This is a genomic window from Ruegeria sp. AD11(2025) (assembly GCF_056542405.1).
Genome location: NZ_JBQFZU010000009.1, coordinates 70,203 through 93,109 on the forward strand (window position 1 = coordinate 70,203; position 22,907 = coordinate 93,109).

At 58.8% G+C, this 22,907-nt stretch carries 27 protein-coding genes; all 27 read left to right on the top strand.

Translation table 11 applies throughout. The features are described 5' to 3' along the window. Position 1 precedes the first annotated feature (1 nt). The 27 genes from ACR1XY_RS10935 to ACR1XY_RS11065 all read left to right on the top strand — a co-directional run bounded on the left by ACR1XY_RS10935 (position 2) and on the right by ACR1XY_RS11065 (position 22,902). Positions 2-1,930, top strand: a complete 1,929-nt coding sequence (locus ACR1XY_RS10935; protein WP_480593103.1) for an acetyl/propionyl/methylcrotonyl-CoA carboxylase subunit alpha — start codon at positions 2-4, stop codon at positions 1,928-1,930. Between the two features lie 72 nt (positions 1,931-2,002). Beyond that, a complete protein-coding gene (locus ACR1XY_RS10940; RefSeq protein WP_480593106.1) occupies positions 2,003-2,857 on the top strand; it encodes a hydroxymethylglutaryl-CoA lyase in 855 nt (284 codons plus the stop codon). A gap of 6 nt (positions 2,858-2,863) precedes the next feature. Further along, positions 2,864-3,652 carry a crotonase/enoyl-CoA hydratase family protein gene (locus ACR1XY_RS10945; protein WP_480593109.1) on the top strand — a complete coding sequence of 263 codons (789 nt, stop codon included), beginning with the start codon at positions 2,864-2,866 and terminating at the stop codon, positions 3,650-3,652. Between the two features lie 187 nt (positions 3,653-3,839). Further along, a complete protein-coding gene (locus tag ACR1XY_RS10950; RefSeq protein WP_480593112.1) occupies positions 3,840-4,205 on the top strand; it encodes an NADH-quinone oxidoreductase subunit A in 366 nt (121 codons plus the stop codon). Further along, positions 4,196-4,729 (top strand): NuoB/complex I 20 kDa subunit family protein, encoded by a 534-nt coding sequence (locus tag ACR1XY_RS10955; RefSeq protein ID WP_010442777.1) that lies wholly within the window; start codon positions 4,196-4,198, stop codon positions 4,727-4,729. Before ACR1XY_RS10950 ends, ACR1XY_RS10955 begins: the two co-directional genes overlap by 10 nt. An 11-nt stretch (positions 4,730-4,740) precedes the next feature. Further along, positions 4,741-5,346, top strand: coding sequence for an NADH-quinone oxidoreductase subunit C (locus ACR1XY_RS10960; RefSeq protein WP_480593114.1), 606 nt, complete (start codon positions 4,741-4,743; stop codon positions 5,344-5,346). Then, entirely contained in the window at positions 5,346-5,519 is a 174-nt protein-coding gene (locus ACR1XY_RS10965; RefSeq protein ID WP_170433422.1) for a hypothetical protein, read from the top strand. Before ACR1XY_RS10960 ends, ACR1XY_RS10965 begins: the two co-directional genes overlap by 1 nt. 1 nt (position 5,520) lies before the next feature. After that, complete coding sequence (locus ACR1XY_RS10970; RefSeq protein ID WP_480442603.1) at positions 5,521-5,649, top strand: hypothetical protein; 129 nt, start codon at positions 5,521-5,523, stop codon at positions 5,647-5,649. Beyond that, a complete protein-coding gene (locus tag ACR1XY_RS10975) occupies positions 5,649-6,872 on the top strand; it encodes an NADH-quinone oxidoreductase subunit D (protein ID WP_480593116.1) in 1,224 nt (407 codons plus the stop codon). Before ACR1XY_RS10970 ends, ACR1XY_RS10975 begins: the two co-directional genes overlap by 1 nt. Beyond that, positions 6,869-7,285: a hypothetical protein gene (locus tag ACR1XY_RS10980; RefSeq protein WP_480593119.1), complete on the top strand. Its 417-nt coding sequence runs from the start codon at positions 6,869-6,871 to the stop codon at positions 7,283-7,285. The genes ACR1XY_RS10975 and ACR1XY_RS10980 overlap by 4 nt, the downstream gene beginning before the upstream one ends. Then, the gene (gene nuoE / locus ACR1XY_RS10985; RefSeq protein ID WP_480593122.1) at positions 7,285-8,403 is read left to right on the top strand and encodes an NADH-quinone oxidoreductase subunit NuoE; all 1,119 of its coding nucleotides are present in this window, start codon (positions 7,285-7,287) and stop codon (positions 8,401-8,403) included. Before ACR1XY_RS10980 ends, nuoE begins: the two co-directional genes overlap by 1 nt. A gap of 33 nt (positions 8,404-8,436) precedes the next feature. Beyond that, positions 8,437-8,658 carry a DUF5337 domain-containing protein gene (locus ACR1XY_RS10990; RefSeq protein WP_480593274.1) on the top strand — a complete coding sequence of 74 codons (222 nt, stop codon included), beginning with the start codon at positions 8,437-8,439 and terminating at the stop codon, positions 8,656-8,658. 12 nt (positions 8,659-8,670) lie between these two features. Further along, entirely contained in the window at positions 8,671-9,969 is a 1,299-nt protein-coding gene (gene nuoF / locus ACR1XY_RS10995; protein WP_321254057.1) for an NADH-quinone oxidoreductase subunit NuoF, read from the top strand. A gap of 5 nt (positions 9,970-9,974) precedes the next feature. Further along, positions 9,975-10,391 (top strand): MAPEG family protein, encoded by a 417-nt coding sequence (locus ACR1XY_RS11000; RefSeq protein ID WP_480593124.1) that lies wholly within the window; start codon positions 9,975-9,977, stop codon positions 10,389-10,391. A gap of 23 nt (positions 10,392-10,414) precedes the next feature. Further along, on the top strand, positions 10,415-10,786 hold the full coding sequence (locus ACR1XY_RS11005) for a hypothetical protein (protein ID WP_480593127.1): 372 nt from the start codon (positions 10,415-10,417) through the stop codon (positions 10,784-10,786). Positions 10,787-10,893: 107 nt separating this feature from the next. Then, entirely contained in the window at positions 10,894-11,289 is a 396-nt protein-coding gene (locus ACR1XY_RS11010; protein WP_480593276.1) for a DUF5333 domain-containing protein, read from the top strand. 3 nt (positions 11,290-11,292) lie between these two features. Further along, complete coding sequence (nuoG, locus tag ACR1XY_RS11015) at positions 11,293-13,314, top strand: NADH-quinone oxidoreductase subunit NuoG (RefSeq protein ID WP_480593129.1); 2,022 nt, start codon at positions 11,293-11,295, stop codon at positions 13,312-13,314. 204 nt (positions 13,315-13,518) lie between these two features. Continuing rightward, a complete protein-coding gene (gene nuoH, locus ACR1XY_RS11020) occupies positions 13,519-14,556 on the top strand; it encodes an NADH-quinone oxidoreductase subunit NuoH (RefSeq protein ID WP_480593132.1) in 1,038 nt (345 codons plus the stop codon). A gap of 2 nt (positions 14,557-14,558) precedes the next feature. After that, a complete protein-coding gene (gene nuoI, locus ACR1XY_RS11025) occupies positions 14,559-15,053 on the top strand; it encodes an NADH-quinone oxidoreductase subunit NuoI (protein ID WP_480593135.1) in 495 nt (164 codons plus the stop codon). Then, positions 15,050-15,460 (top strand): carboxymuconolactone decarboxylase family protein, encoded by a 411-nt coding sequence (locus ACR1XY_RS11030; protein ID WP_010442761.1) that lies wholly within the window; start codon positions 15,050-15,052, stop codon positions 15,458-15,460. The genes nuoI and ACR1XY_RS11030 overlap by 4 nt, the downstream gene beginning before the upstream one ends. After that, positions 15,457-16,059 (top strand): NADH-quinone oxidoreductase subunit J, encoded by a 603-nt coding sequence (locus ACR1XY_RS11035; RefSeq protein WP_480593138.1) that lies wholly within the window; start codon positions 15,457-15,459, stop codon positions 16,057-16,059. Before ACR1XY_RS11030 ends, ACR1XY_RS11035 begins: the two co-directional genes overlap by 4 nt. 110 nt (positions 16,060-16,169) lie before the next feature. Next, positions 16,170-16,607: a hypothetical protein gene (locus tag ACR1XY_RS11040; RefSeq protein ID WP_480593142.1), complete on the top strand. Its 438-nt coding sequence runs from the start codon at positions 16,170-16,172 to the stop codon at positions 16,605-16,607. Then, positions 16,604-16,909, top strand: coding sequence for an NADH-quinone oxidoreductase subunit NuoK (nuoK, locus tag ACR1XY_RS11045; protein WP_005984024.1), 306 nt, complete (start codon positions 16,604-16,606; stop codon positions 16,907-16,909). Before ACR1XY_RS11040 ends, nuoK begins: the two co-directional genes overlap by 4 nt. A gap of 6 nt (positions 16,910-16,915) precedes the next feature. Beyond that, positions 16,916-19,096 (top strand): NADH-quinone oxidoreductase subunit L, encoded by a 2,181-nt coding sequence (nuoL, locus tag ACR1XY_RS11050; RefSeq protein ID WP_480593145.1) that lies wholly within the window; start codon positions 16,916-16,918, stop codon positions 19,094-19,096. Further along, the gene (locus ACR1XY_RS11055) at positions 19,096-20,640 is read left to right on the top strand and encodes an NADH-quinone oxidoreductase subunit M (RefSeq protein WP_480593148.1); all 1,545 of its coding nucleotides are present in this window, start codon (positions 19,096-19,098) and stop codon (positions 20,638-20,640) included. The genes nuoL and ACR1XY_RS11055 overlap by 1 nt, the downstream gene beginning before the upstream one ends. Positions 20,641-20,655: 15 nt before the next feature. Then, complete coding sequence (gene nuoN / locus ACR1XY_RS11060) at positions 20,656-22,098, top strand: NADH-quinone oxidoreductase subunit NuoN (protein WP_480593149.1); 1,443 nt, start codon at positions 20,656-20,658, stop codon at positions 22,096-22,098. Positions 22,099-22,152: 54 nt separating this feature from the next. Beyond that, positions 22,153-22,902, top strand: coding sequence for a biotin--[acetyl-CoA-carboxylase] ligase (locus ACR1XY_RS11065; protein ID WP_480593152.1), 750 nt, complete (start codon positions 22,153-22,155; stop codon positions 22,900-22,902). The last annotated feature ends 5 nt before the right edge of the window (positions 22,903-22,907 follow it).

The window sequence follows — 22,907 nt, forward strand, 5'->3', positions numbered from 1 at the left end:
GATGTTTAACAAAATCCTGATTGCCAACCGTGGCGAAATTGCCTGCCGGGTTATGGCAACGGCTCAGAAGATGGGAGTCGCCTGCGTTGCTGTATTTTCAGACGCTGATGCCTCGGCAAAGCATGTGCATATGGCGGATGAGTCGGTCCATATTGGCGGTGCGGCCCCAGCAGAAAGTTACCTCAAGGGCGACGTGATCATTCAGGCGGCGCTGGAGACGGGCGCGCAGGCGATTCACCCGGGCTACGGCTTTCTCTCCGAGAACCCTGATTTCGTGGATGCGGTCGAAGCTGCGGGCCTGACCTTCATCGGGCCTTCGGCGGATGCGATCCGCAAAATGGGCCTCAAGGACGCCGCCAAGGTGCTGATGGAACAGGCAGGTGTGCCTGTTGTCCCCGGCTACCACGGCGACAATCAGGACCCCGAGCATCTGGCAGGTGCCGCTGACACCATCGGCTATCCGGTTCTGATCAAGGCCGTGGCCGGTGGCGGCGGCAAGGGGATGCGTCTGGTCGAACGCCCAATTGAATTCGCCTCAGCTTTGGACAGTGCTCGCAGCGAAGCCCGCACCGCCTTTGGTAATGACGCTGTTCTGGTCGAGAAATTCGTCGCCAAACCCCGTCATATCGAGGTGCAGGTGTTTGGCGATGGCACCCACGCGGTGCATCTGTTCGAACGGGATTGTTCGCTGCAGCGTCGGCACCAGAAGGTGATCGAGGAAGCCCCGGCCCCTGGCATGACGCCTGAGATGCGGGAGGCCATGGGGCAGGCGGGCGTCCGCGCGGCTGAGGCAATTGGCTACAAGGGTGCGGGGACGGTTGAGTTCATCGTCGACGCGTCGGACGGGCTGCGCCCGGATCGGTTCTGGTTCATGGAGATGAACACACGCCTGCAGGTGGAACATCCGGTGACCGAGGCAATTACCGGCGTCGATCTGGTCGAATGGCAATTGCGGGTTGCCTCAGGTGAGGCTCTGCCCAAGCGGCAGGGCGACTTGTCGATTAATGGCCACGCGTTCGAAGCCCGGCTGTATGCCGAAGACGTGCCCAAAGGGTTCTTACCTGCAACCGGCACTCTGACGCATCTGCAGTTCCCGTCTGCTTGCCGCGCCGACAGCGGTGTGCGCACGGGCGACACGATCAGCCCGTGGTATGACCCGATGATTGCAAAGGTCACCGTACACGGGCCAACCCGCGCAGTTGCGTTGGAGCAGCTTCACCGCGCCCTGCAGCAGACAGAAGTGGCGGGTACGGTCACTAATCTGGCCTTTCTTGGCGCGCTGACCCGACATCAGGGATTTGCGGCGGGCGACGTGGATACCGGCCTGATCGGTCGGGATCTGGAAGCGCTGACACAGGATGGGCCTGCCTCTGCCGCGACGTGCGTGGCCGCCGCCTTGACCGCGCTGGGTCTGGGTGAGACCTCTGATGAGACCGGGTTCTCTCTGTGGGCACCTTTGCATCGTGCTGTTCAGTTGATGGCCGACGAGTTGATTGATCTGGATGTGCAGGTCGAAGGTCCAAACCGGCAGATCTGGCAAGTTGGCGCAGAAACCCTCATCGCAGAACGTAGCGGTCAGGGATGGTCGATCGGTGGTGCGCCTATGCCGCGTGTTGCGGTGTCGGGGTCACGGATCACCGTGTTTGAAAACTATGGGCAGGCCTTCGATTTCGTCGACCCTCTGGATCGGGATACCAGCGCCGCCGGTGATACAAATGTGATTGAAGCTCCCATGCCCGGATTGGTGAAGGCAGTGTTTGCCTCGGTCGGGCAGGTGGTGAAAGAGGGGGATCGGCTGGCCATTCTGGAGGCAATGAAGATGGAGCATTCGCTGCTTGCCGCCCGTGACGGTATCGTGGCCGAAGTTCTTGCCGAAGACGGTGCGCAGGTTGAGGCCGGAGCTGCCCTGGTCCGGTTGGAAGAGGAGTAGCCTGTTCCTGTGACGCATCGCGTGGCACAGTCGGGTCAACATGTTGAAAACTAAACCGGGAGGAGCGCTGCAATGGATGAGCGGGTCGAGATTTTCGAGGTAGGTCCACGGGATGGCCTGCAAAATGAACAGCGTGAAATTCCTGTGAACGAGAAGGTTGCGCTGATCGACTGTCTCAGCCGCGCCGGGTTCAACCGGATCGAAGTGGCCAGTTTTGTCTCACCTAAATGGGTGCCGCAGATGGCGGGCAGCGCAGAGGTGCTGGCCGAAATCGAAAGGCCGGACGGGGTGCGTTTCGCCGCGCTGACACCAAACATGCGCGGTTATGAGGACGCTCTGGCGGCCAAGGCGGATGAGATCGCGGTGTTTGCTGCGGCCTCCGAGGGGTTTTCGAAGGCCAACATCAACGCCACGATCGAGGAATCCATTGAACGGTTCACTCCGATCCTTGAAGCTGCGCGTCACATTGATCTGCCGGTGCGGGGCTATGTCTCGTGCGTGACCGACTGCCCTTATGATGGCCCGACCCCACCCGAGAAGGTGGCCGAGGTTGCGGACCGTCTGTTTGCACTGGGCTGCTATGAGGTTTCCTTGGGTGACACGATCGGGCAGGGAACGCCTGACACTGTCGCGCATATGTTGCTGGCAGTGCGAGAGCGAATGCCGGTGACCCGGTTGGCAGGCCATTTCCATGACACCAACGGCCGTGCCATCGACAATATCGACGCGGCGCTGGCGCTGGGCGTCCGGACATTCGACGCGGCTGTTGGTGGGTTAGGCGGTTGTCCCTATGCACCCGGCGCTTCCGGCAATGTTGCAACCGAAGCCGTTGTCGCGCATCTGGAGCGGCTTGGATATGAGACTGGGATTGATCAGGCGATTGTCGAAGAGGCCGCCCAGATAGCCCGAGCAATGCTAGCGGAGTGAGGGGCGATGTTCGAAACGATCTCGGTTACGCAGGACGCGCGCGGTGTGGCGACTCTGACGCTCGACCGTCCGGAAAAGCACAATGCAATGTCGGCGGAGATGATTTCCGAGCTGACGCAGGCGGCGGCGCAGTTGGGGACGGATGACACGGTTCGGGTCGTGGTTCTGACCGGCGCGGGTAAAAGCTTTTGTGCCGGTGGCGACCTCGGCTGGATGCAGGACCAGATGGCCGCCGACCCCGAAACCCGGTTCGCCGAAGCGCGCAAGCTGGCCGAAATGCTGCAGGCGTTGAACACGATGCCCAAACCGCTGATCGGAGCGCTTCAGGGCAACGCTTTTGGTGGTGGTGTCGGACTGACCGCGGTTTGCGATGTGGCCGTTGGTGTGGATGGCGTGAAGATGGCGCTGACTGAAACCCGGCTGGGTCTGATCCCGGCAACCATTGGCCCCTATGTTATCGCCCGCATGGGTGCGGCCCGGGCGCGGCGCGTGTTCATGTCGGCCCGGGTGTTCGACGCGGCAGAGGCCGTGGATCTTGGCCTGTTGGCCAAAGCTGTTCCTGTCGCAAATCTGGACGAAGCAATTGAGACCGAAATCCAACCCTACCTGTCCTGCGCGCCGGGGGCCGTGGCCTCGGCCAAGGATCTTGTGCAAACGCTGGGCCCGCGCATTGACGACACCGTGATTGACCAGACCATCCGGTCTCTGGTCGAGCGGTGGGAAACCGACGAGGCGCGTGAAGGCATCAACGCCTTCTTTGAAAAGAGAAAACCTGCATGGAACAGTCATGTTTAGCACCTGTCAGCGCGAAATCAGATTCGCGAAAATGCCAGGTTTTCCATTTGTGGAAGCAAGTGGAATATTAAGCCCCTGCGCGTTTGTGTTCGGTTGACCCTCTGACCCCGCGCGGATAGAGAATGTCCAGTCAACACGCCAATTGACGGCGCGTCCCTGGGGGGTATGCGCAGGAAAGGAGCTATTCGTGGAAGACCTGCTGCGGGAGTACCTCCCGATTCTGGTGTTTCTGGCCGTTGCCGTGGGCCTTGGAATCGTACTGATTCTAGCTGCTGTGGTACTGGCCGTCCGCAATCCCGACCCTGAAAAGGTCAGCGCATATGAGTGCGGTTTCAACGCCTTCGATGATGCGCGGATGAAATTCGACGTCCGATTCTATCTGGTTTCGATTCTCTTCATCATCTTTGATCTGGAAATCGCCTTCCTGTTCCCGTGGGCCGTCGGCTTCAAGGATATCAGCGATGTGGGTTTCTGGTCCATGATGGTGTTCCTGGCGGTGCTGACTGTCGGCTTTGCCTATGAATGGAAGAAAGGGGCCCTGGAATGGGAGTGATGACGGGTGCAAACACCGCTGGCGTCGACAAGGAAGTCGCCACCCAGGCCCTGAATGCCGAACTGCAGGACAAAGGGTTTCTGCTGACCTCAACCGAGGATATTATCAACTGGGCGCGCACCGGCTCGCTGCACTGGATGACATTCGGTCTGGCCTGCTGTGCGGTTGAGATGATGCACACCTCGATGCCGCGTTATGATGCGGAACGGTTTGGCATTGCCCCGCGCGCCTCGCCGCGTCAGTCGGACGTGATGATCGTGGCTGGAACCCTGACCAACAAGATGGCCCCTGCGCTGCGTAAGGTTTACGACCAGATGCCCGAGCCGCGCTATGTGATCTCGATGGGATCCTGCGCGAATGGCGGTGGCTATTACCACTATTCCTATTCTGTTGTTCGCGGCTGTGACCGGGTTGTTCCGGTGGACATCTATGTGCCCGGTTGCCCTCCGACGGCTGAGGCGTTGCTGTACGGCCTGATGCAGCTGCAACGCAAAATCCGCCGCACCGGCACCATCGTACGCTGAGGAGAGAGCTGATGAGCGAAGCACTCAAAGAACTCGGCGCACAGCTTGAGCTGAAGCGAGCCGATTGCGTTCTGTCCTGGGACGTGACCCATGGCGAGTTGAACGTCGATGTAGCTCCGTCGAACATTTTGGAGTTTGTCGAATTCCTGCGGTCTGACCAGAACTGCAAGTTCTCGACCCTCGTTGACATCACCGGTGTGGACTATCCCGAACGGGCCAAGCGGTTCGACGTGGTTTACCACTTCCTGTCAATGTACCAGAACCAGCGTATCCGCCTGCGGGTGTCGATCCGCGAGGAAGACATGGTGCCCTCGATCGTGGACGTTCACCCCTCGGCCAACTGGTTCGAGCGTGAGGTGTTCGACATGTTCGGCATCCTGTTCTCGGGCCACCCGGACCTGCGGCGCATCCTGACCGACTATGGTTTCCGAGGCCATCCGCTGCGCAAGGATTTCCCGACCACCGGTTACACCGAAGTGCGCTATGACGAGGCGCAGAAGCGCGTGGTCTACGAGCCCGTCAGTCTGGTGCAGGAATACCGGCAATTCGATTTCATGTCCCCATGGGAAGGCGCGAATTACATTCTGCCGGGGGACGAGAAACAGGAGAGTGAATAATGGGTGGCATCTGGTGGTTGATCCTTTCGGCACTGACCATCATCCCGATGGTGAAGATTTTGCCGTTTTTCGGGATCAACAAATACTGGTGCCTTCTTTGTCTGATCCCATTCGGCACGATTGCGTTGCTTTGGTGGGTTGGGCTGAAATTACAGGAACTGGAGCGCCGCTGAGATGATGCTGCTGGGGGAACTGATCGCGTTGGGCGCGCTGGGGGTCCTGCTGGCGGGGGCCGCAGTTAAGGCGGCCGAGGCGGAAAAGGTCCGGGTTCGGGCCGAAGCGAAGAAGAAACGAGGGCGTTGATGGACGGCTCAAGATACGATGACGGCAGCACGGACGCGCTGAGCGGAGAACAGAAGATCCGCAACTTTAACATTAACTTCGGTCCGCAACACCCCGCGGCGCACGGAGTTTTGCGTCTAGTGCTTGAGCTGGACGGTGAAATTGTCGAACGCTGTGATCCGCATATCGGCCTGCTGCACCGTGGCACCGAAAAACTGATGGAAAGCCGGACGTATCTGCAGAATCTGCCGTATTTTGACCGTCTGGATTACGTGGCACCAATGAACCAGGAACATGCCTGGTGTCTGGCCATTGAAAAGCTGACCGGGGTCGAGGTCCCGCGTCGTGGCTCGCTGATCCGGGTTCTGTACTCAGAAATCGGGCGCATCCTGAACCACTTGCTGAACGTGACCACACAGGCGATGGACGTAGGTGCGCTTACCCCGCCGCTGTGGGGCTTTGAAGAGCGTGAAAAGCTGATGGTGTTCTATGAGCGCGCCTGTGGTGCCCGTCTGCACGCCGCTTATTTCCGCCCTGGTGGTGTGCATCAGGACCTGCCGCCGGAACTGCTGGACGATATCGAGGCGTGGAGCCACGAATTTCCCACCGTTTTGGACGACATTGATGGTTTGCTGACCGAAAACCGCATCTTCAAACAGCGTAACGCCGATATTGGTGTTGTGACCGAGGATGACATCCAGAAATACGGCTTCTCTGGTGTGATGGTGCGCGGATCGGGCCTTGCATGGGACCTGCGCCGTGCGCAGCCCTATGAATGCTATGACGAGTTCGAATTCCAGATCCCCGTTGGCAAAAACGGCGACTGCTATGACCGCTACCTTGTCCGCATGGAAGAGATGCGCCAGTCCCTGCTGATCATCCGTCAGGCCATTGCAAAAATCCGCGATTGCCCCGGTGATGTTCTGGCCCGAGGCAAGATCACGCCGCCGAAACGGTCCGACATGAAGACCTCGATGGAGAGCCTGATCCATCACTTCAAACTTTACACCGAAGGCTTCCACGTCCCCGCAGGCGAAGTCTATGCCGCCGTCGAAGCGCCCAAGGGCGAGTTCGGCGTCTATCTCGTCGCCGACGGCACCAACAAGCCGTACCGCGCCAAGCTGCGTGCGCCCGGTTTCCTGCACCTGCAAGCCATGGACCACGTCGCCGGAGGACACCAACTGGCCGACGTCGCCGCCATCATCGGCACCATGGACGTTGTGTTTGGGGAGATTGATCGGTGACTAAGTTACTCGCTTCTGCGTTGGCGCTCCTACCAATAACACACTCAGCTTCCGCTGCGCCTTTGAGCGATCTCTGCAACTTTTTTTCGTCTGACGTAGTGCGGGAAGCATCCAATTGCTGGTTGGCTACCGATTGCGATCCATTCGAAAAGTTTCCTGAGGTTTATGAGCGCTACGAAACCTTCGAGACACGTGCTGCGAACTATGTGTTGAGTAAACTAAGCTCATCTAGAAACTGCATGGCGTATCCCAAACTGCTGGCGGGATCGGGCGTAGAGAACTGTTCCGCCGGACAAGAGCCATTTGTGTGGGCCATTTTCGACCTCGTGGAGGCCGAAGTTATTTCGTCCAATAATTCAAATGATCCCGAGTCGTGGAAACTTGGAATGGCAGAAAATGGGGAATGTGCTTAATGCTCCGCCGTCTTCACCCCGAACAACCCGAAAATTTCGCCTTCACCGCGGCCAACCGGCAGTGGGCAGAAGCGCAAATCACCAAATACCCCGAGGGCCGTCAGGCCAGTGCGGTTATCCCTCTGCTGTGGCGCGCGCAGGAGCAGGAGGGATGGCTGAGCCGCCCGGCGATCGAATCCGTGGCCGACATGTTGGGCATGGCCTATATCCGTGTGCTCGAGGTTGCGTCCTTCTACTTCATGTTCCAACTGCAACCGGTTGGCTCTGTCGCGCATATTCAGGTCTGCGGCACGACGTCGTGCATGATCTGCGGGGCCGAGGATCTGATCGCGGTCTGCAAGGAAAAGATCACCGCCAAGCCGCATGAGCTGTCCGCCGATGGCAAGCTGAGTTGGGAAGAGGTGGAATGCCTTGGCTCCTGCACCAACGCTCCGATGGCTCAGATCGGTAAGGATTACTACGAAGACCTGACTGCTGAGAGCTTTGGCAAGATCATCGATGATCTTGTGGCAGGCAAAGTGCCGACTCCGGGCCCGCAGAACGGGCGCTATGCGGCGGAACCGCTGAAGGGCCTGAGCAGTCTGGCCGAGTACGGGGCCGGGAAACCTCAGTACAACGCAAGCGTCGAACTGGCGACGGATCTGAGCGACACGGTCAAGCGGATTGACGGGACCGAGGTCCCGATCCTGACCCCTTGGCTGGGCAAGGATGGCAAGCAGGCGGATGCCTCGGCGTCGGAGAAACCTCCGAAAGCGCCCGAAACGCCGAAACCGGCTGTGAAACAGGCGCAGGAGGCGAAAGCCAAGCCCAAACCGGAAGAGGCCAAGGAAGATCAACCCGAGACGCTGACCACAGCGCGGGATGGCAGGGCGGATGACCTCAAGCTTTTGAAAGGCGTGGGTCCGAAGCTGGAAGAAACGCTGAACGAACTGGGTTTCTACCACTACGATCAGATCGCAGCCTGGACGCCGGAACATGTCGCTTGGGTAGATGCGCGTCTGAAATTCAAGGGCCGGATCGAACGCGATGGCTGGATCGAACAGGCGTCCAAGCTTGCGGCGGGTGAGGAAACCGAATTCGCCAAACGTGCCAAGGAAGACGGCACTTACGAAGACTAAACGACGGTGCCCATCCGGGGCGCCTTGGGTGAGATGGACAAGGATAAGGAACAAGCCATAGCCCGCAAGGGCCGACATATCGGCATCGTCATCGCTGTGACGATGGTGATCTGGCTTGCCATGAACATGTTCATCGGCCCCGCATTGGGACTGACAACGCGCCATGCGCTTCTGTTCGATCTCGCCGCTCTGGCAGGTTTTATCTATGCGGGCGTCAACATTTTTCAACTCTGGCGCATGCGTCAGGACAGCTGAAGGTAACACACGATGCTGAAGGATCAGGACCGGATCTTTACCAACATCTACGGGATGCATGAGCGCACGCTCAAAGGCGCGCAGGCCCGGGGGCATTGGGACGGCACTGCTGGCCTGATCGAAAAGGGCCGTGACTGGATCATCCAGACGATGAAGGACTCAGGTCTGCGCGGCCGCGGTGGCGCGGGCTTTCCGACCGGTCTGAAATGGTCGTTCATGCCCAAGGAAAGCGACGGCCGTCCGGCCTATCTGGTGGTGAACGCGGACGAGTCCGAGCCCGGCACCTGTAAAGACCGTGAGATCATGCGCCATGATCCCCACACGCTGATCGAAGGCTGCCTGATCGCCTCTTTCGCGATGAATGCGCATACCTGCTACATCTATCTGCGCGGCGAATACATCCGTGAGCGTGAAGCCCTGCAGGCCGCGATTGATGAGGCCTATGACGCGGGCCTACTGGGCAAGAACGCGGCCGGTTCGGGATGGGATTTCGATCTGTTCCTGCATCATGGGGCCGGCGCCTATATTTGCGGTGAAGAAACCGCCCTGATCGAAAGCCTTGAGGGCAAGAAGGGCATGCCGCGGATGAAACCTCCGTTCCCGGCGGGCGCGGGGCTGTATGGTTGCCCGACCACGGTGAACAACGTCGAATCCATTGCTGTTGTGCCGACGATCCTGCGCCGGGGTGCCGACTGGTTTGCAGGCTTTGGCCGTCAGAACAACGCGGGCACCAAGCTTTTTGCGATCTCGGGGCACGTGAACAACCCCTGCGTCGTCGAAGAGGCGATGTCGATCCCCTTCGAACAGTTGATCGAGACCCATTGCGGCGGAATCCGCGGCGGCTGGGATAATCTACTGGCCGTGATCCCGGGCGGATCGTCAGTGCCCTGCGTGCGCGGTGAGAACATGCGCGATGCGATCATGGATTTTGACCATCTGCGCAACGATCTGGGCTCGGGGCTGGGGACTGCGGCCGTGATCGTGATGGACAAGTCCACCGATATTATCAAGGCGATCTGGCGTCTGTCGAAGTTCTACAAGCACGAAAGCTGCGGTCAGTGCACGCCGTGCCGCGAAGGCACCGGCTGGATGATGCGCGTCATGGACCGTCTGGTGCGCGGCGAGGCCGAACTGGAAGAGATCGACATGCTGTTCGACGTGACCAAGCAGGTCGAAGGCCACACGATCTGTGCCCTTGGAGACGCAGCGGCCTGGCCTATACAGGGCCTGATCCGCAATTTCCGCGAAGAGATCGAGGATCGCATAAAGGCACAGAAGTCGGGTCGCATGGGCGCCATGGCGGCGGAGTGAGCCAGATGGAGACTTTCGCACAATACGGTCATGCAGTCGCCTCGGTAATGGTTTTCACCCTCGTCGTGCTGTTTTTGGCCCCGTTTTCCGCCTTGGCCAAACAGGGCAAGGGGCTGGCCCCAGGGGCGACGCCGGAACAGGACTATTCCGACAAGGCGTATCGGCTGAACCGCGCATATCTGAACGGAACCGAGACGCTGCCCGCGTATGTGGCGGTTACAGCTGCGGCGATCCTGATGGGGGTAAGCCCGTTTTGGGTGAACCTGCTCGCCTCGGTTGCACTGTTGGCACGTCTGTCAATGCTGTTCGTACATATCCGTGGAATCGGCAATCCTCACAGTGGTTTACGATCGGTTCTTTATGTCGTTGGCTGGGCCTGCATGTTTATCACCGGCCTCATGGCGCTGGTGGCGGCGTTCTGATGGTGGGGTTGGGGAAACATCTGATGTTCGGGCTAAGACAAGTTAAGAACCACGGCTTCATGCTGAGTGCAGTTGTCGCGCTAGCGGCGGTATCGGCTTGCGGAATCGTCTCGCCTTCCGAGAATCAGGTCCTGTTTGACGGTCACGCATTCCGGGCCAAAGCAAAGCCCGTCGACAAGAAAGTTTCACCAGCTGACTTTACGGTTGTCGTCAACGGAGTCTCTGCCTCGTTGGACGGTGCACGGGAGGCAGGTCGGTTTGAGGGAACCAAATTCTGCATCAAGCAGTTTGGTTCTTCGAAAATCGTATGGAAGGTTGGTCCGGATACCGAGCCGCAGAACCTGCGCATCAGCGATGACAAACTGACATTTGCAGGAACCTGTCAAAGACCATGATGCGTGTTCTTGCATATCAGGCCATGATGCGGCGGGTGTTATTGCATAGCGCCCCGCGTGCCGTTCGTCTTGGGTCTCCCAAGACGAAAGGAGTTGTTATGTCTGGTATGAAAACTCTCGTGTTTTTGTCTGTGCTGACCCTGCCGACCCTTGCCGAGGCAAAGCCGCCCTTGCGCGAAGTCAAAGAGATCGACAACGAACTCTACTACATCGCCATTGCAAACGAAATTTCGGAATATTGCCCATCGATCAGCGGGCGACGTCTGAAAGCGATAGGTGTGATGTGGGGGCTGAAGTCCAAAGCAAACAATCTGGGGTACTCGGACGATGAAATCCGCGCCTATGTGGATTCCGACGCCGAAAAGGACAGGATGCGCGCCAAGGGCGAAGCGTATCTGGCCCAGAACGGCGTCACGTATGAAAATCCGAATTCTTTCTGCACGCTGGGGCGGAAGGAAATCGAAAGAAACAGCGCCATTGGCGTGTATTTGAGGGCGAACTAGACCATGTCTGACCTCCGCAAAGTAAACATCGACGGGCAGGAAATCGAAGTCGATGGTGCGATGACTCTGATCCAGGCTTGTGAAGAGGCCGGGGTCGAAGTGCCGCGCTTCTGCTATCATGAACGTCTGTCGATTGCCGGGAACTGCCGGATGTGTCTGGTTGAGGTCGTGGGCGGCCCACCGAAACCGGCCGCCTCCTGCGCGATGCAGGTGCGCGACTTGCGTCCGGGGCCGGAAGGTCAGGCACCCGAGGTCAAGACGAACTCGCCCATGGTCAAAAAGGCCCGCGAAGGGGTGATGGAGTTCCTGCTCATCAACCACCCGCTGGATTGCCCGATCTGCGATCAGGGTGGTGAGTGTGACCTGCAGGATCAGGCGATGGCCTATGGTCTGTCGGGCACCCGTTTCAAGGAAGCCAAGCGCGCGGTGGATGATCTGGATCTGGGGCCGCTGGTCGGCACTGCGATGACCCGATGCATCAGCTGTACCCGTTGTGTGCGCTTTACCACCGAGGTTGCCGGGATCGCACAGATGGGCCAGACCGGGCGCGGTGAAGATGCCGAGATCACCTCGTATCTGAACCAGACGCTCGACTCGAACATGCAGGGCAACATTATCGACTTGTGTCCGGTTGGGGCGCTGACGTCGAAGCCTTACTCTTTTACCGCGCGCCCGTGGGAGTTGACCAAGACCGAGAGCATCGACGTGATGGACGCTCTGGGTTCAAACATCCGCGTCGATACCAAGGGGCGTGAAGTGATGCGCTTCCTACCGCGCAACCATGATGGCGTGAACGAAGAGTGGATCAGCGACAAGACCCGATTTGTCTGGGATGGCCTGCGTCGTCAGCGTCTGGACAAGCCCTACATCCGTGAAAGCGGCAAGTTGCGCCCTGCTTCGTGGCCCGAGGCATTGACCAAAGCGGCCGAGGCGCTGAAAGGGGCTGAGAAGCCTGCCGGGATCGTGGGCGATCTGGCCCCGGTCGAGGCTGCGTTTGCGCTGAAGCAGATGATCGAAGGGCAAGGCGGTGTTGTGGAATGCCGCACCGACGGCGCCAAACTGCCAGCTGGCAATCGAGGTGCTTATGCCGGGACCGCAGCAATTGAGGACATCGATGGCGCCGAGCGTATCCTGTTGATCGGAACCAACCCGCGTGACGAAGCACCGGTTCTGAACGCCCGCATCCGCAAGGCTTGGACACACGGTGCCGAGATCGCTCTGGTCGGTCCGTCGGTCGATCTGACCTATGAATACCATCACATGGGTGACGATCGCGCAGCACTGCAGAAAGTCGTCGACATGGGCGGCGATGATGAGATCAAGGGCAAACGCTCGCTGGTCATCATTGGGCAGGGCGCGTTGCAAGAGGCGGACGGTGCGGCCGTTCTGGCTGCCGCGCAAACCATTGCAACCAACACTGAAAGCGGTCTGATCGTTCTGCACACCGCTGCTTCGCGCGTCGGTGCGATGGATGTGGATGCCACAAACGAAGGTAGTATGGATGCGGTCGGCGCGGCGGATGTCATCTACAACCTCGGCGCGGATGAGGTCGAAATCGGCGAGGGTGCCTTTGTGATCTATCAGGGCAGCCATGGTGACCGGGGCGCTCACCGCGCCGACGTGATCCTGCCGGGAGCGGCCTATACCGAAGAAAACGGCCTGTTCGTGAACACTGAAGGCCGCCCGCAACTGGCGATGCGCGCAGGGTTTGCTCCGGGTGAAGCCAAGGAAAACTGGGCCATTCTACGCGCTCTTTCGGCTGAACTGGGCGCGACGCTGCCCTTCGATTCGCTGGCGCAACTGCGCACCACACTGATCGAGGCGGTTCCGCATCTGGCCCGCATCGACGAGGTGATAGAGAACGAAGTTCAAACGCTGGATGCAGGCCCTCTGGGCAAGGCAACCTTCCGCAATGTGATCAGGGATTTCTACCTGACTAACCCGATTGCACGGGCTTCACAGCTTATGGCCGAACTGTCGGCGCAGGCACAGGCTCGCAAATCCGAGAAGATCGCAGCGGAATGAACCAAAGCTGTTTCATATCACAGGCAAATGCGAATGCCGGGTGGCAGTACGCCGCGCCTGATTTGTGTGTGAAACCCAAGATTAAGGGTGGCGCAATGGCGGCATATGCTGTTTACACCAACGCGCCGACCCAGCCGCAGTTTGCGCAGGCACATGGCCTTTGCATCGCTCGCGGAAAACGGAATACCCACGGTGTGAGGACCAATGGCTGATTTCTTTAACACCCCAGGCGGAATAGCCATCATCATTCTGGCGCAAGTGCTTGCAGTCGTTGCCTTTGTGATGATCTCGCTGTTGTTCCTTGTTTATGGCGACCGCAAGATCTGGGCGGCAGTTCAGATGCGCCGCGGACCCAACGTGGTTGGCGTCTATGGCATTTTGCAATCGGTAGCCGACGCGCTGAAATACGTCGTGAAAGAGGTCGTGATCCCCGCCGGGGCAGATCGCGCCGTCTTTATTCTGGCCCCGATGACAAGCTTTGTTCTGTCGCTGATCGCCTGGGCGGTGATCCCGTTCAACGATGGCTGGGTTTTGTCAGACCTAAACGTGGCGGTTCTGTATGTTTTTGCCGTGTCCTCGCTTGAGGTTTATGGCGTGATTATGGGCGGTTGGGCGTCGAACTCAAAGTACCCGTTCCTTGGGTCTCTGCGGTCTGCGGCGCAAATGATCTCATACGAAGTGTCCATTGGATTGATCATCATCGGTGTGATCATCTCAACCGGATCAATGAATTTCGGCTCCATCGTGGGCGCGCAGGATACCGGCTATGGCTTCTTTGGCTGGTACTGGCTGCCGCATTTCCCGATGGTCTTCCTGTTTTTCATCTCGGCACTCGCCGAAACCAACCGCCCGCCCTTCGACCTGCCCGAGGCGGAATCGGAACTGGTGGCCGGGTATCAGGTGGAATACTCGGCCACGATGTTCCTGCTGTTCATGGCCGGTGAATATATCGCGATCTTCCTGATGTGTGCGCTGACCACGCTGCTGTTCTTCGGCGGCTGGCTGTCGCCGATCCCGGGTCTGCCCGACGGTGTTCTGTGGATGGTGGGCAAGATGGCGTTCTTCTTCTTCATTTTCTCGATGGTCAAGGCAATCACGCCCCGCTACCGCTATGACCAGTTGATGCGGCTGGGTTGGAAAGTGTTCCTGCCGTTCTCGCTGGCCTGGGTAGTGTTCGTGGCCTTTGCAGCGAAATTCGAATGGTTCTGGGGTATCTTCGCCCGGTGGAGCGTAGGAGGCTGATCATGACGCAAATCGACTATACCCGCGCCGCCAAGTACTTTCTTCTGCAGGACTTCTGGGTCGGCTTCAAACTGGGAATGAAGTATTTCTTCGCCCCCAAAGCCACCATCAACTATCCGCATGAGAAGGGCCCTCTGTCGCCACGTTTCAGGGGTGAGCACGCCCTGCGCCGTTACCCGAATGGCGAGGAACGCTGCATCGCCTGCAAACTGTGCGAGGCGATCTGCCCGGCGCAGGCCATCACCATCGACGCCGAACCTCGTGAGGACGGCAGCCGCCGCACCACACGCTATGACATCGACATGACCAAGTGCATCTATTGCGGTTTCTGCCAAGAGGCCTGCCCGGTCGATGCCATCGTCGAAGGTCCGAATTTCGAGTTCGCCACGGAAACCCGCGAAGAGCTGTTCTACGACAAGCAGAAGCTGCTCGATAACGGCGAACGCTGGGAAGCCGAAATCGCCCGAAATTTGGAAATGGATGCGCCGTACAGATGAGTGACAGCCCGACAAATCCGTTCGAGCTGATGATGAAGCAGGCTCAGGACATGGCCAAGGCGATGAACCCGGCGATGGAGAATTTCTCGCCCAAGGGGTTCGAGGCGCTGTGGCCGACCATGCCCAAAGAGGTCATGGAAATGATGTTCGGCAACACCGTCAACAAAGACGGTCTGGATGCCAAAACCCGCCTGCTGCTGACACTTGCCGGGCTGACCTGTCAGGGCGCACAGGCGGACTCGGCTGTTCGTCAGACCGTGCGCCACGCGCTGGAAGCTGGCGCAAAGAAACAAGAGATCGTGGAAACGATCGGTCAGATGTCGGTCTTTGCCGGCATCCCGGCCATGACCCGCGCGCTGGACCTGGCGCAGGAAGTCATGGGCGATAACGAGGATGAGGATCAATGACCGTCTTTGCCTTCTATCTGTTTGCCATCAGCGCCATCACCGGCGGGCTGTTCACGGTGATCAGCCGCCAGCCGGTGCACTCGGTGCTGTGGCTGATCCTGTCCTTCCTGTCCTCGGCGGGGCTTTTCGTGCTGCTGGGGGCCGAGTTCGTGGCGATGCTGCTGATCATCGTCTACGTGGGCGCGGTCGCGGTGCTGTTCTTGTTCGTCGTGATGATGCTGGATGTGGACTTTGCCGAGCTCAAGGCCGAGATGGCGCGCTATATGCCGCTGGCCCTGCTGATCGGTCTGGTCATCCTGATGCAATTCGTCATGGCCTTTGGTGCATGGGACAGCGCGCAGGGCGCGGCGGCCAATTTGGCGCAACCGGTCCCGGCAGACCGCCACAACACTGAGGCGTTGGGTGTCATCTTTTACGATCAATACTTCCTTCTGTTCCAGCTTGCGGGCCTGATCCTGCTGGTGGCCATGATCGGCGCGATTGTTCTGACGCTGCGCCACCGTCAGGACATCAAGCGTCAGGACATCGTCGGTCAGATGATGCGCGACCCGGCCAAGGCGATGGAGTTGAAGGACGTGAAACCGGGGCAGGGGTTGTGAGGTTTTTGCCCACCATAACTTGCCTCGCAGCAGTTGTTTGCGCTGGAACTACGGCGGCTGGTGAATGCACACTACCCAATTGGTTTCAAGATGCCTTGGGACGCGCCCCTATGACAATTGGGGACCGTTGCGAGTTTGAAAATGCAGGCTCGTGGAAATCGCCAGTAGAAGGTGGTCCAGTCATCGCTTTTTCGGGTTCGCTTATCGCCCAGCCAATTACTGATTTGACATGCGGAGCGATCAATGACCTCTGGATAGCGGACTGCCTAACAGGCGACGCGGTCACTTTCCATGGAAATTTGTGTGGCGGAGCTGCGCTAACAATTCCCTACACGTCTATAGGCTGCTTTGATGGCCCAGATGGCCTGTTGGAAATGACGCAGTCTTCAACACTTTCTCAATTGACCGCATCAGCTGAGAAGAATGGGATCACAGCCAAGGTTGATAAAATTGAAGATCATTTAAATGATCTTCCTCGCAGCCGACGGCCTGAACCTACCTGCGGTTGCAAACTCTACTACCCTGACTCGCCAGGAGCGAAGCTATGATCGGACTTGAACACTATCTTACGGTCGCGGCGACGCTGTTCGTCATCGGCATCTTCGGTCTCTTCCTGAACCGCAAGAACGTCATCATCCTGCTGATGAGCATCGAACTGATGCTGCTGGCGGTGAATATCAACCTCGTGGCTTTTTCCAGTTTCCTCGGCGATCTGGTCGGGCAGGTGTTTACGCTGTTCGTTCTGACAGTTGCGGCGGCCGAGGCGGCGATCGGGCTGGCCATTCTGGTCTGCTTCTTCCGCAACCGCGGCACCATCGCGGTTGAAGACGTCAATATGATGAAGGGGTAAGAGAACATGGAAACCACCATCCTCTTTGCCCCGCTGGTGGGCGCACTGATCTGCGGCTTTGGCTGGCGCTTCATCGGTGAGAAGGCCGCCATGTGGACTGCCACCGGCTTGCTGTTTCTGGCCTGTCTGCTGTCGTGGATCGTGTTCTTCGCCTTCGACGGCCACACCCAGCAGATCGAGGTTATGCGCTGGATCGAGAGCGGCTCGCTGTCGACAAGCTGGGCGGTGCGTCTGGACCGGCTGACCGCGATCATGCTGATCGTGGTAACGACCGTATCGGCGCTCGTGCACCTCTATTCCTTTGGCTACATGGATAACGATCCACAATGGCGTGAAGGCGAAAGCTACAAGCCGCGCTTCTTTGCTTATCTGTCTTTCTTTACTTTTGCCATGTTGGCGCTGGTGACGTCGGATAATCTGGTTCAGATGTTTTTTGGCTGGGAAGGCGTGGGCGTTGCTTCGTATCTGCTGATCGGGTTCTACTATCGCAAGCCATCGGCCAACGCTGCTGCGATTAAAGCATTCGTGGTGAACCGGGTCGGTGACTTTGGCTTTGCTTTGGGCATATTTGCGCTGTTCTTCCTGACGGACAGCATCAACCTCTCGGACATCTTCGCGTCGGCCCCTGAACTGGCGGAAACGCAGTTGCACTTCCTGTGGGGTGAGTGGACCGCCATCGAGGTGATCTGTGTGCTGCTGTTCATCGGTGCGATGGGCAAGTCGGCGCAGTTGATCCTGCACACATGGTTGCCGGATGCGATGGAAGGCCCGACGCCTGTGTCGGCACTGATCCACGCCGCAACCATGGTGACCGCCGGTGTCTTCCTGGTCTGCCGCATGTCGCCGCTGATGGAGTTTGCGCCGGGTGCGACCGGGTTCATCACCGTGCTGGGGGCCTCGACCGCATTCTTTGCCGCGACGGTGGGTCTGGTGCAGACCGATATCAAGCGTGTCATCGCCTATTCGACCTGTTCCCAGCTGGGCTATATGTTCGTGGCTGCCGGTGTCGGCATGTACTCGGCGGCTATGTTCCACCTGTTCACGCACGCGTTTTTCAAGGCGCTGCTGTTCCTTGGTGCCGGTTCGGTGATCCATGCGATGCATCACGAGCAGGAAATGACCGAGTACGGTGGTCTGCGGAAGAAAATCCCCTATACCTATTGGGCGATGATGATCGGCACGCTGGCCATCACCGGTGTTGGCATTCCGCTGACCACATTTGGTTTCGCCGGGTTCCTGTCCAAGGACGCGATCATCGAGAGCGCCTATGCAGGTGGGTCGGCTTATGGTTTCTGGCTGTTGGTAGTCGCGGCTGCGTTCACCTCATTCTACAGCTGGCGCCTGATCTTCCTGACTTTCTACGGCAAGCCGCGCGGCGATCAGCATACGCACGACCACGCGCATGAAAGCCCGATGAGTATGCTGGTGCCTCTGGGCGTGCTGTCGCTGGGTGCGGTCTTTGCCGGCATGATCTGGTATGGTAACTTCTTTGGTCACGCGGACAAGGTCGGCAAATTCTACGGAATTCCGGTTGCCGAGGCGTCCGAGCATGCTGACGCGGGCGATCACGGCCAGGCAGATACGCATGCTGATACGGCTCATGCGGGTGATGACAACGGGTCGGACACGCTTGCGGATGACGGCCACGGGGATGAGGCTGCGCACGCTGACGCTGGTCACGGTGACGAGGCAGCCCATGGTGGGGATCACCACTATGTCTTCACCGGCAAGCCGGGCGAGGGTGCCCTGTATATCGCGCCGGATAACCATATTCTGGACGACGCACACGCGGCTCCGAAATGGGTAAAGGTTTCGCCGTTCGTTGCGATGGTGCTGGGATTTGTCATGGCCTACTGGTTCTATATCGTGAACCCGTCGCTGCCGGGACGTCTGGCACAGAACCAGCGGCCGCTGTACCTGTTCCTGCTGAACAAGTGGTATTTTGACGAGATCTATGACGCGGTCTTCGTCAAGCCCACGGTGGCGCTTGGCCGGTTCCTGTGGAAACGCGGCGATGGCAACACCATCGACGGCTTCCTGAACGGTGTCGCCATGGGCGTTGTTCCCTTCTTCACCCGCCTCGCAGGCAAGGCGCAGACGGGCTACATCTTTACTTACGCCTTCTGGATGGTTCTGGGCATCGCCGCCCTGGTCACCTGGATGTCGATCGGCGGAGGCGCACAATAATGGATAATATCCTCTCCATCGTCACCTTCATCCCCGCAGTGGCGGCAGGCATTCTGGCCCTGTTCCTGCATGGCGATGATGTGGCCGCGCAGCGCAATGCGAAATGGGTTGCGCTGGTTGCGACAACGGTGACCTTCCTGGTCTCGATCGGCATCTATACGGGCTTTGACCCGTCCAACACCGGCTTCCAGATGGTGGAAGAGGGTGAGTGGCTGCTGGGCCTGAAGTACAAAATGGGCGTGGATGGCATCAGCGTTCTGTTCGTGCTGCTGACCACCTTCATCATGCCGCTGACCATTCTGGCCAGCTGGCAGGTCACCGACCGCGTCAAGGAATACATGATCGCCTTCCTGCTGCTGGAAACGCTGATGCTGGGCGTCTTCATGGCGCTGGATCTGGTGCTGTTCTACCTGTTCTTCGAGGCAGGTCTGATCCCGATGTTCCTGATCATCGGTATCTGGGGCGGCAAGGATCGCATCTATGCCAGCTTCAAGTTCTTCCTCTACACTTTCCTCGGTTCGGTGCTGATGCTGGTGGCGATGGTAGCGATGTACGCGGATGCAGGCACCACGGATATCGAGGCACTGATGAGCCATCAGTTCTCGTCCGAAAGCTTCAGCGTATTGGGCATCTATATCGTTGGCGGTATGCAGACGTTGATGTTCCTGGCGTTCTTTGCCTCGTTTGCGGTGAAAATGCCCATGTGGCCGGTGCACACCTGGCTGCCGGATGCGCACGTGCAGGCCCCTACGGCGGGTTCGGTCGTGCTGGCGGCGATCCTGTTGAAGATGGGCGGCTATGGTTTCCTGCGGTTCAGCCTGCCGATGTTCCCAGTGGGTTCGGCGGTGATGACCGATCTGGTTCTGTGGATGTCAGCTATTGCGGTTGTCTACACCTCGCTGGTCGCGCTGGTGCAGGAGGACATGAAAAAGCTGATAGCCTATTCCTCGGTCGCGCATATGGGTTTTGTGACCATGGGGATCTTTGCTGCAAACCAGCAGGGTATTGACGGTGCGATCTTTCAAATGCTCAGCCACGGTTTCATCTCGGCGGCGCTCTTCCTGTGTGTCGGCGTCATCTATGACCGGATGCATACCCGTGACATTGACGCTTATGGCGGTCTGGTAATCCGGATGCCTGCCTATGCGCTGGTCTTCATGCTGTTCACCATGGCCAATGTCGGCCTGCCGGGAACCTCTGGATTTATCGGCGAGTTCCTGACCCTGATGGGCACGTTCCAGGTCAACACCTGGGTCACCGCAGTGGCGGCGTCCGGTGTGATCTTCTCGGCGGCCTATGCGCTGTGGTTGTACCGCCGCGTGGTCTTTGGCGACCTGATCAAGGAAAGCCTCAAGGCGATGACCGACATGACCTCGCGCGAGCGGCTGATCTTCGCGCCGCTGATCGTGATGACCATCCTTCTGGGCGTCTACCCGTCTTTGGTGACCGATGTAATCGGTAACTCGACCGCCGCACTGATTTCGAACTATGACACGGCTCTGGCCGCGGCTGAGGCCGTGATCCAGACGGCCGCTTCGCACTAAGGAGGCTTTGGAGAAATGATCCAGGCTGATCTGACAATAATCCTGCCAGAGATCGTTCTGGCCGTATATGCGATGGCCGCTCTGATCGGAGCTGTCTATACGGCAAAGGATGCCCTGGCGCCGGTTCTCGTGTGGTCTACGGCTGGCTTGATGGCGCTGCTGGCAATCTGGATTGCAACCAATGGCGATGGCGTCAACGTGGCCTTCAACGGCATGTTCATCGACGACGGGTTCTCGCGCTTTGCCAAAGTTGCGATCCTGCTGTCTGCCGCGGCCGTTTTGGTGATGAGTCAGGACTACATGTCGCGTCGCGGGCTGCTGCGGTTTGAATATCCGCTGTTGGTGGCTCTGGCCGCTGTGGGCATGATGATGATGGTCAGCGCAGGTGACCTGATGTCCCTGTATATGGGGCTGGAACTGCAGTCTCTGTCTCTTTACGTTGTGGCCGCCTTGCGCCGTGACAGCGCGAAATCGACCGAGGCCGGTCTGAAGTACTTCGTGCTTGGCGCACTCAGCTCGGGCCTGCTGCTGTATGGCGCATCGCTGGTATATGGCTTTACCGGCACCACGCTGTTCACGGGTATCATCCAGACTGTCCATCATGGTGATATTTCGGTTGGCCTTCTGTTCGGCCTGATCTTCCTGATCTCGGGTCTTGCGTTCAAGGTTTCGGCTGTGCCGTTCCACATGTGGACACCGGACGTGTACGAGGGCTCGCCCACGCCAATCACCGCCTTCTTTGCCACCGCGCCGAAAGTGGCGGCGATGGCGCTGTTTGCCCGCCTGATGCACGACGCCTTTGGCGGAGTGGTCAAGGACTGGCAGCAAGTGATTGTTCTGCTGTCCGTTCTGTCGATGCTGCTGGGCGCGGTTGCCGCGATTGGGCAGCGCAACATCAAACGGCTGATGGCGTTTTCGTCGATAGCCCACATGGGTTATGCGCTGATCGGTCTGGCGGCGGGTACGGAAATGGGCATCAAGGCGATGCTGATGTATCTGGCGATCTACGTGACCATGAATATCGGCACCTTTGCTTTCATCCTGATGATGGAACGGGACGGCAAACCAGTCACTGATATCGACGCGTTGCGGCAGTATTCCAAGCGTGATCCTGGTAAGGCTTTGGCTGTTCTGATCCTGATGTTCAGCCTCGCGGGCGTGCCGCCGATGTTGGGCTTTTTCGCCAAGTTCGGCGTCTGGCAGGCCGGTGTCAGCGCAGGTCTGACCGGGTTGGTTATTGTCTCGGCCATCGCGTCTGTGATCGGTGCGTTCTATTACCTGCGGATCGTGTTTTACATGTATTTCGGGGATGAGAACGAAGATCCGATCGAAACGCGTTCCACGCCGGTTCTGTGGGTCGCTTTGATGGGGTCGGCCGCTCTGATGCTGGTCGGTGTATTCTATCAGTTCGGCATCGAAGGCGCTGCGGCAGCTGCAGCGGCAACACTTGTCAACTGACGTGACAGGCATCCAAATGCAGGGGGCTCGGTCAACAGACCGGGCCTTTTTGCCATGACTGCTTGGCCGCAAGGATACGGACTGCACATCGTGCAGGAGATCGACAGCACCCTGAATGAGGCCGCCCGGCTTGCCCCGACGGCGCCGGGTCCGGTCTGGATCATGGCGCACCACCAGACCGCCGCGCGGGGACGGCGAGGCCGCGCCTGGGCCAACCCAAAAGGCAATCTGGCAGCGACCCTGTTGATGCGCCCGCAGGGCAATCCCGAACAGGCGGCGTTGCGCAGCTTTGTGGCCGCGCTGGCGCTTTTTGATGCCTGTGTCGCGGTGACCGGCCGGGCGGCAGGGCTGTCTTTGAAATGGCCCAATGATGTGTTGCTGAACGGTGGCAAGCTGGCTGGTATTTTGCTGGAAAGCACCGGGCAGGGACGTGAACTGTCTCATCTGGCCATCGGGATCGGAGTGAACCTGTCTGAGGCCCCCCCGACCTATGCGGTCGAACAAAGCGCGGTGCGTCCTGTTTCTCTGCTGTCGGAAACCGGTGCGGCTGTCATCCCCGAGGATTTCCTGACTGAGTTGGCCTCGGCATACGCAGGGTATGAAACCCAGTTCGTGACCTACGGGTTCGAACCAATCCGGACGGCGTGGCTGTCCCGTGCTGCCCGGTTGGGCGAGGTAATCACCGCCCGCACCTCAACCTCCGAGACGGTGGGAACCTTTGAAACCGTGGACTCTAACGGCAACCTTGTCCTAAAGACCGCCAAGGGCCGCGTCAGCATTCCTGCGGCGGATGTGTTTTTCTGAAGGAG

Bases quoted from the DNA above. Each gene is read 5' to 3' on its own strand.
- ACR1XY_RS10935 (WP_480593103.1), top strand. From the start codon at position 2: ATGTTTAACAAAATCCTGATTGCCAACCGTGGCGAAATTGCCTGCCGG.
- ACR1XY_RS10940 (WP_480593106.1), top strand. From the start codon at position 2,003: ATGGATGAGCGGGTCGAGATTTTCGAGGTAGGTCCACGGGATGGCCTG.
- ACR1XY_RS10945 (WP_480593109.1), top strand. From the start codon at position 2,864: ATGTTCGAAACGATCTCGGTTACGCAGGACGCGCGCGGTGTGGCGACT.
- ACR1XY_RS10955 (WP_010442777.1), top strand. From the start codon at position 4,196: ATGGGAGTGATGACGGGTGCAAACACCGCTGGCGTCGACAAGGAAGTC.
- ACR1XY_RS10960 (WP_480593114.1), top strand. From the start codon at position 4,741: ATGAGCGAAGCACTCAAAGAACTCGGCGCACAGCTTGAGCTGAAGCGA.
- ACR1XY_RS10965 (WP_170433422.1), top strand. From the start codon at position 5,346: ATGGGTGGCATCTGGTGGTTGATCCTTTCGGCACTGACCATCATCCCG.
- ACR1XY_RS10970 (WP_480442603.1), top strand. From the start codon at position 5,521: ATGATGCTGCTGGGGGAACTGATCGCGTTGGGCGCGCTGGGGGTCCTG.
- ACR1XY_RS10975 (WP_480593116.1), top strand. From the start codon at position 5,649: ATGGACGGCTCAAGATACGATGACGGCAGCACGGACGCGCTGAGCGGA.
- nuoE (WP_480593122.1), top strand. From the start codon at position 7,285: ATGCTCCGCCGTCTTCACCCCGAACAACCCGAAAATTTCGCCTTCACC.
- ACR1XY_RS10990 (WP_480593274.1), top strand. From the start codon at position 8,437: ATGGACAAGGATAAGGAACAAGCCATAGCCCGCAAGGGCCGACATATC.
- nuoF (WP_321254057.1), top strand. From the start codon at position 8,671: ATGCTGAAGGATCAGGACCGGATCTTTACCAACATCTACGGGATGCAT.
- ACR1XY_RS11000 (WP_480593124.1), top strand. From the start codon at position 9,975: ATGGAGACTTTCGCACAATACGGTCATGCAGTCGCCTCGGTAATGGTT.
- ACR1XY_RS11005 (WP_480593127.1), top strand. From the start codon at position 10,415: ATGTTCGGGCTAAGACAAGTTAAGAACCACGGCTTCATGCTGAGTGCA.
- ACR1XY_RS11010 (WP_480593276.1), top strand. From the start codon at position 10,894: ATGAAAACTCTCGTGTTTTTGTCTGTGCTGACCCTGCCGACCCTTGCC.
- nuoG (WP_480593129.1), top strand. From the start codon at position 11,293: ATGTCTGACCTCCGCAAAGTAAACATCGACGGGCAGGAAATCGAAGTC.
- nuoH (WP_480593132.1), top strand. From the start codon at position 13,519: ATGGCTGATTTCTTTAACACCCCAGGCGGAATAGCCATCATCATTCTG.
- nuoI (WP_480593135.1), top strand. From the start codon at position 14,559: ATGACGCAAATCGACTATACCCGCGCCGCCAAGTACTTTCTTCTGCAG.
- ACR1XY_RS11030 (WP_010442761.1), top strand. From the start codon at position 15,050: ATGAGTGACAGCCCGACAAATCCGTTCGAGCTGATGATGAAGCAGGCT.
- ACR1XY_RS11035 (WP_480593138.1), top strand. From the start codon at position 15,457: ATGACCGTCTTTGCCTTCTATCTGTTTGCCATCAGCGCCATCACCGGC.
- ACR1XY_RS11040 (WP_480593142.1), top strand. From the start codon at position 16,170: ATGACAATTGGGGACCGTTGCGAGTTTGAAAATGCAGGCTCGTGGAAA.
- nuoK (WP_005984024.1), top strand. From the start codon at position 16,604: ATGATCGGACTTGAACACTATCTTACGGTCGCGGCGACGCTGTTCGTC.
- nuoL (WP_480593145.1), top strand. From the start codon at position 16,916: ATGGAAACCACCATCCTCTTTGCCCCGCTGGTGGGCGCACTGATCTGC.
- ACR1XY_RS11055 (WP_480593148.1), top strand. From the start codon at position 19,096: ATGGATAATATCCTCTCCATCGTCACCTTCATCCCCGCAGTGGCGGCA.
- nuoN (WP_480593149.1), top strand. From the start codon at position 20,656: ATGATCCAGGCTGATCTGACAATAATCCTGCCAGAGATCGTTCTGGCC.
- ACR1XY_RS11065 (WP_480593152.1), top strand. From the start codon at position 22,153: ATGACTGCTTGGCCGCAAGGATACGGACTGCACATCGTGCAGGAGATC.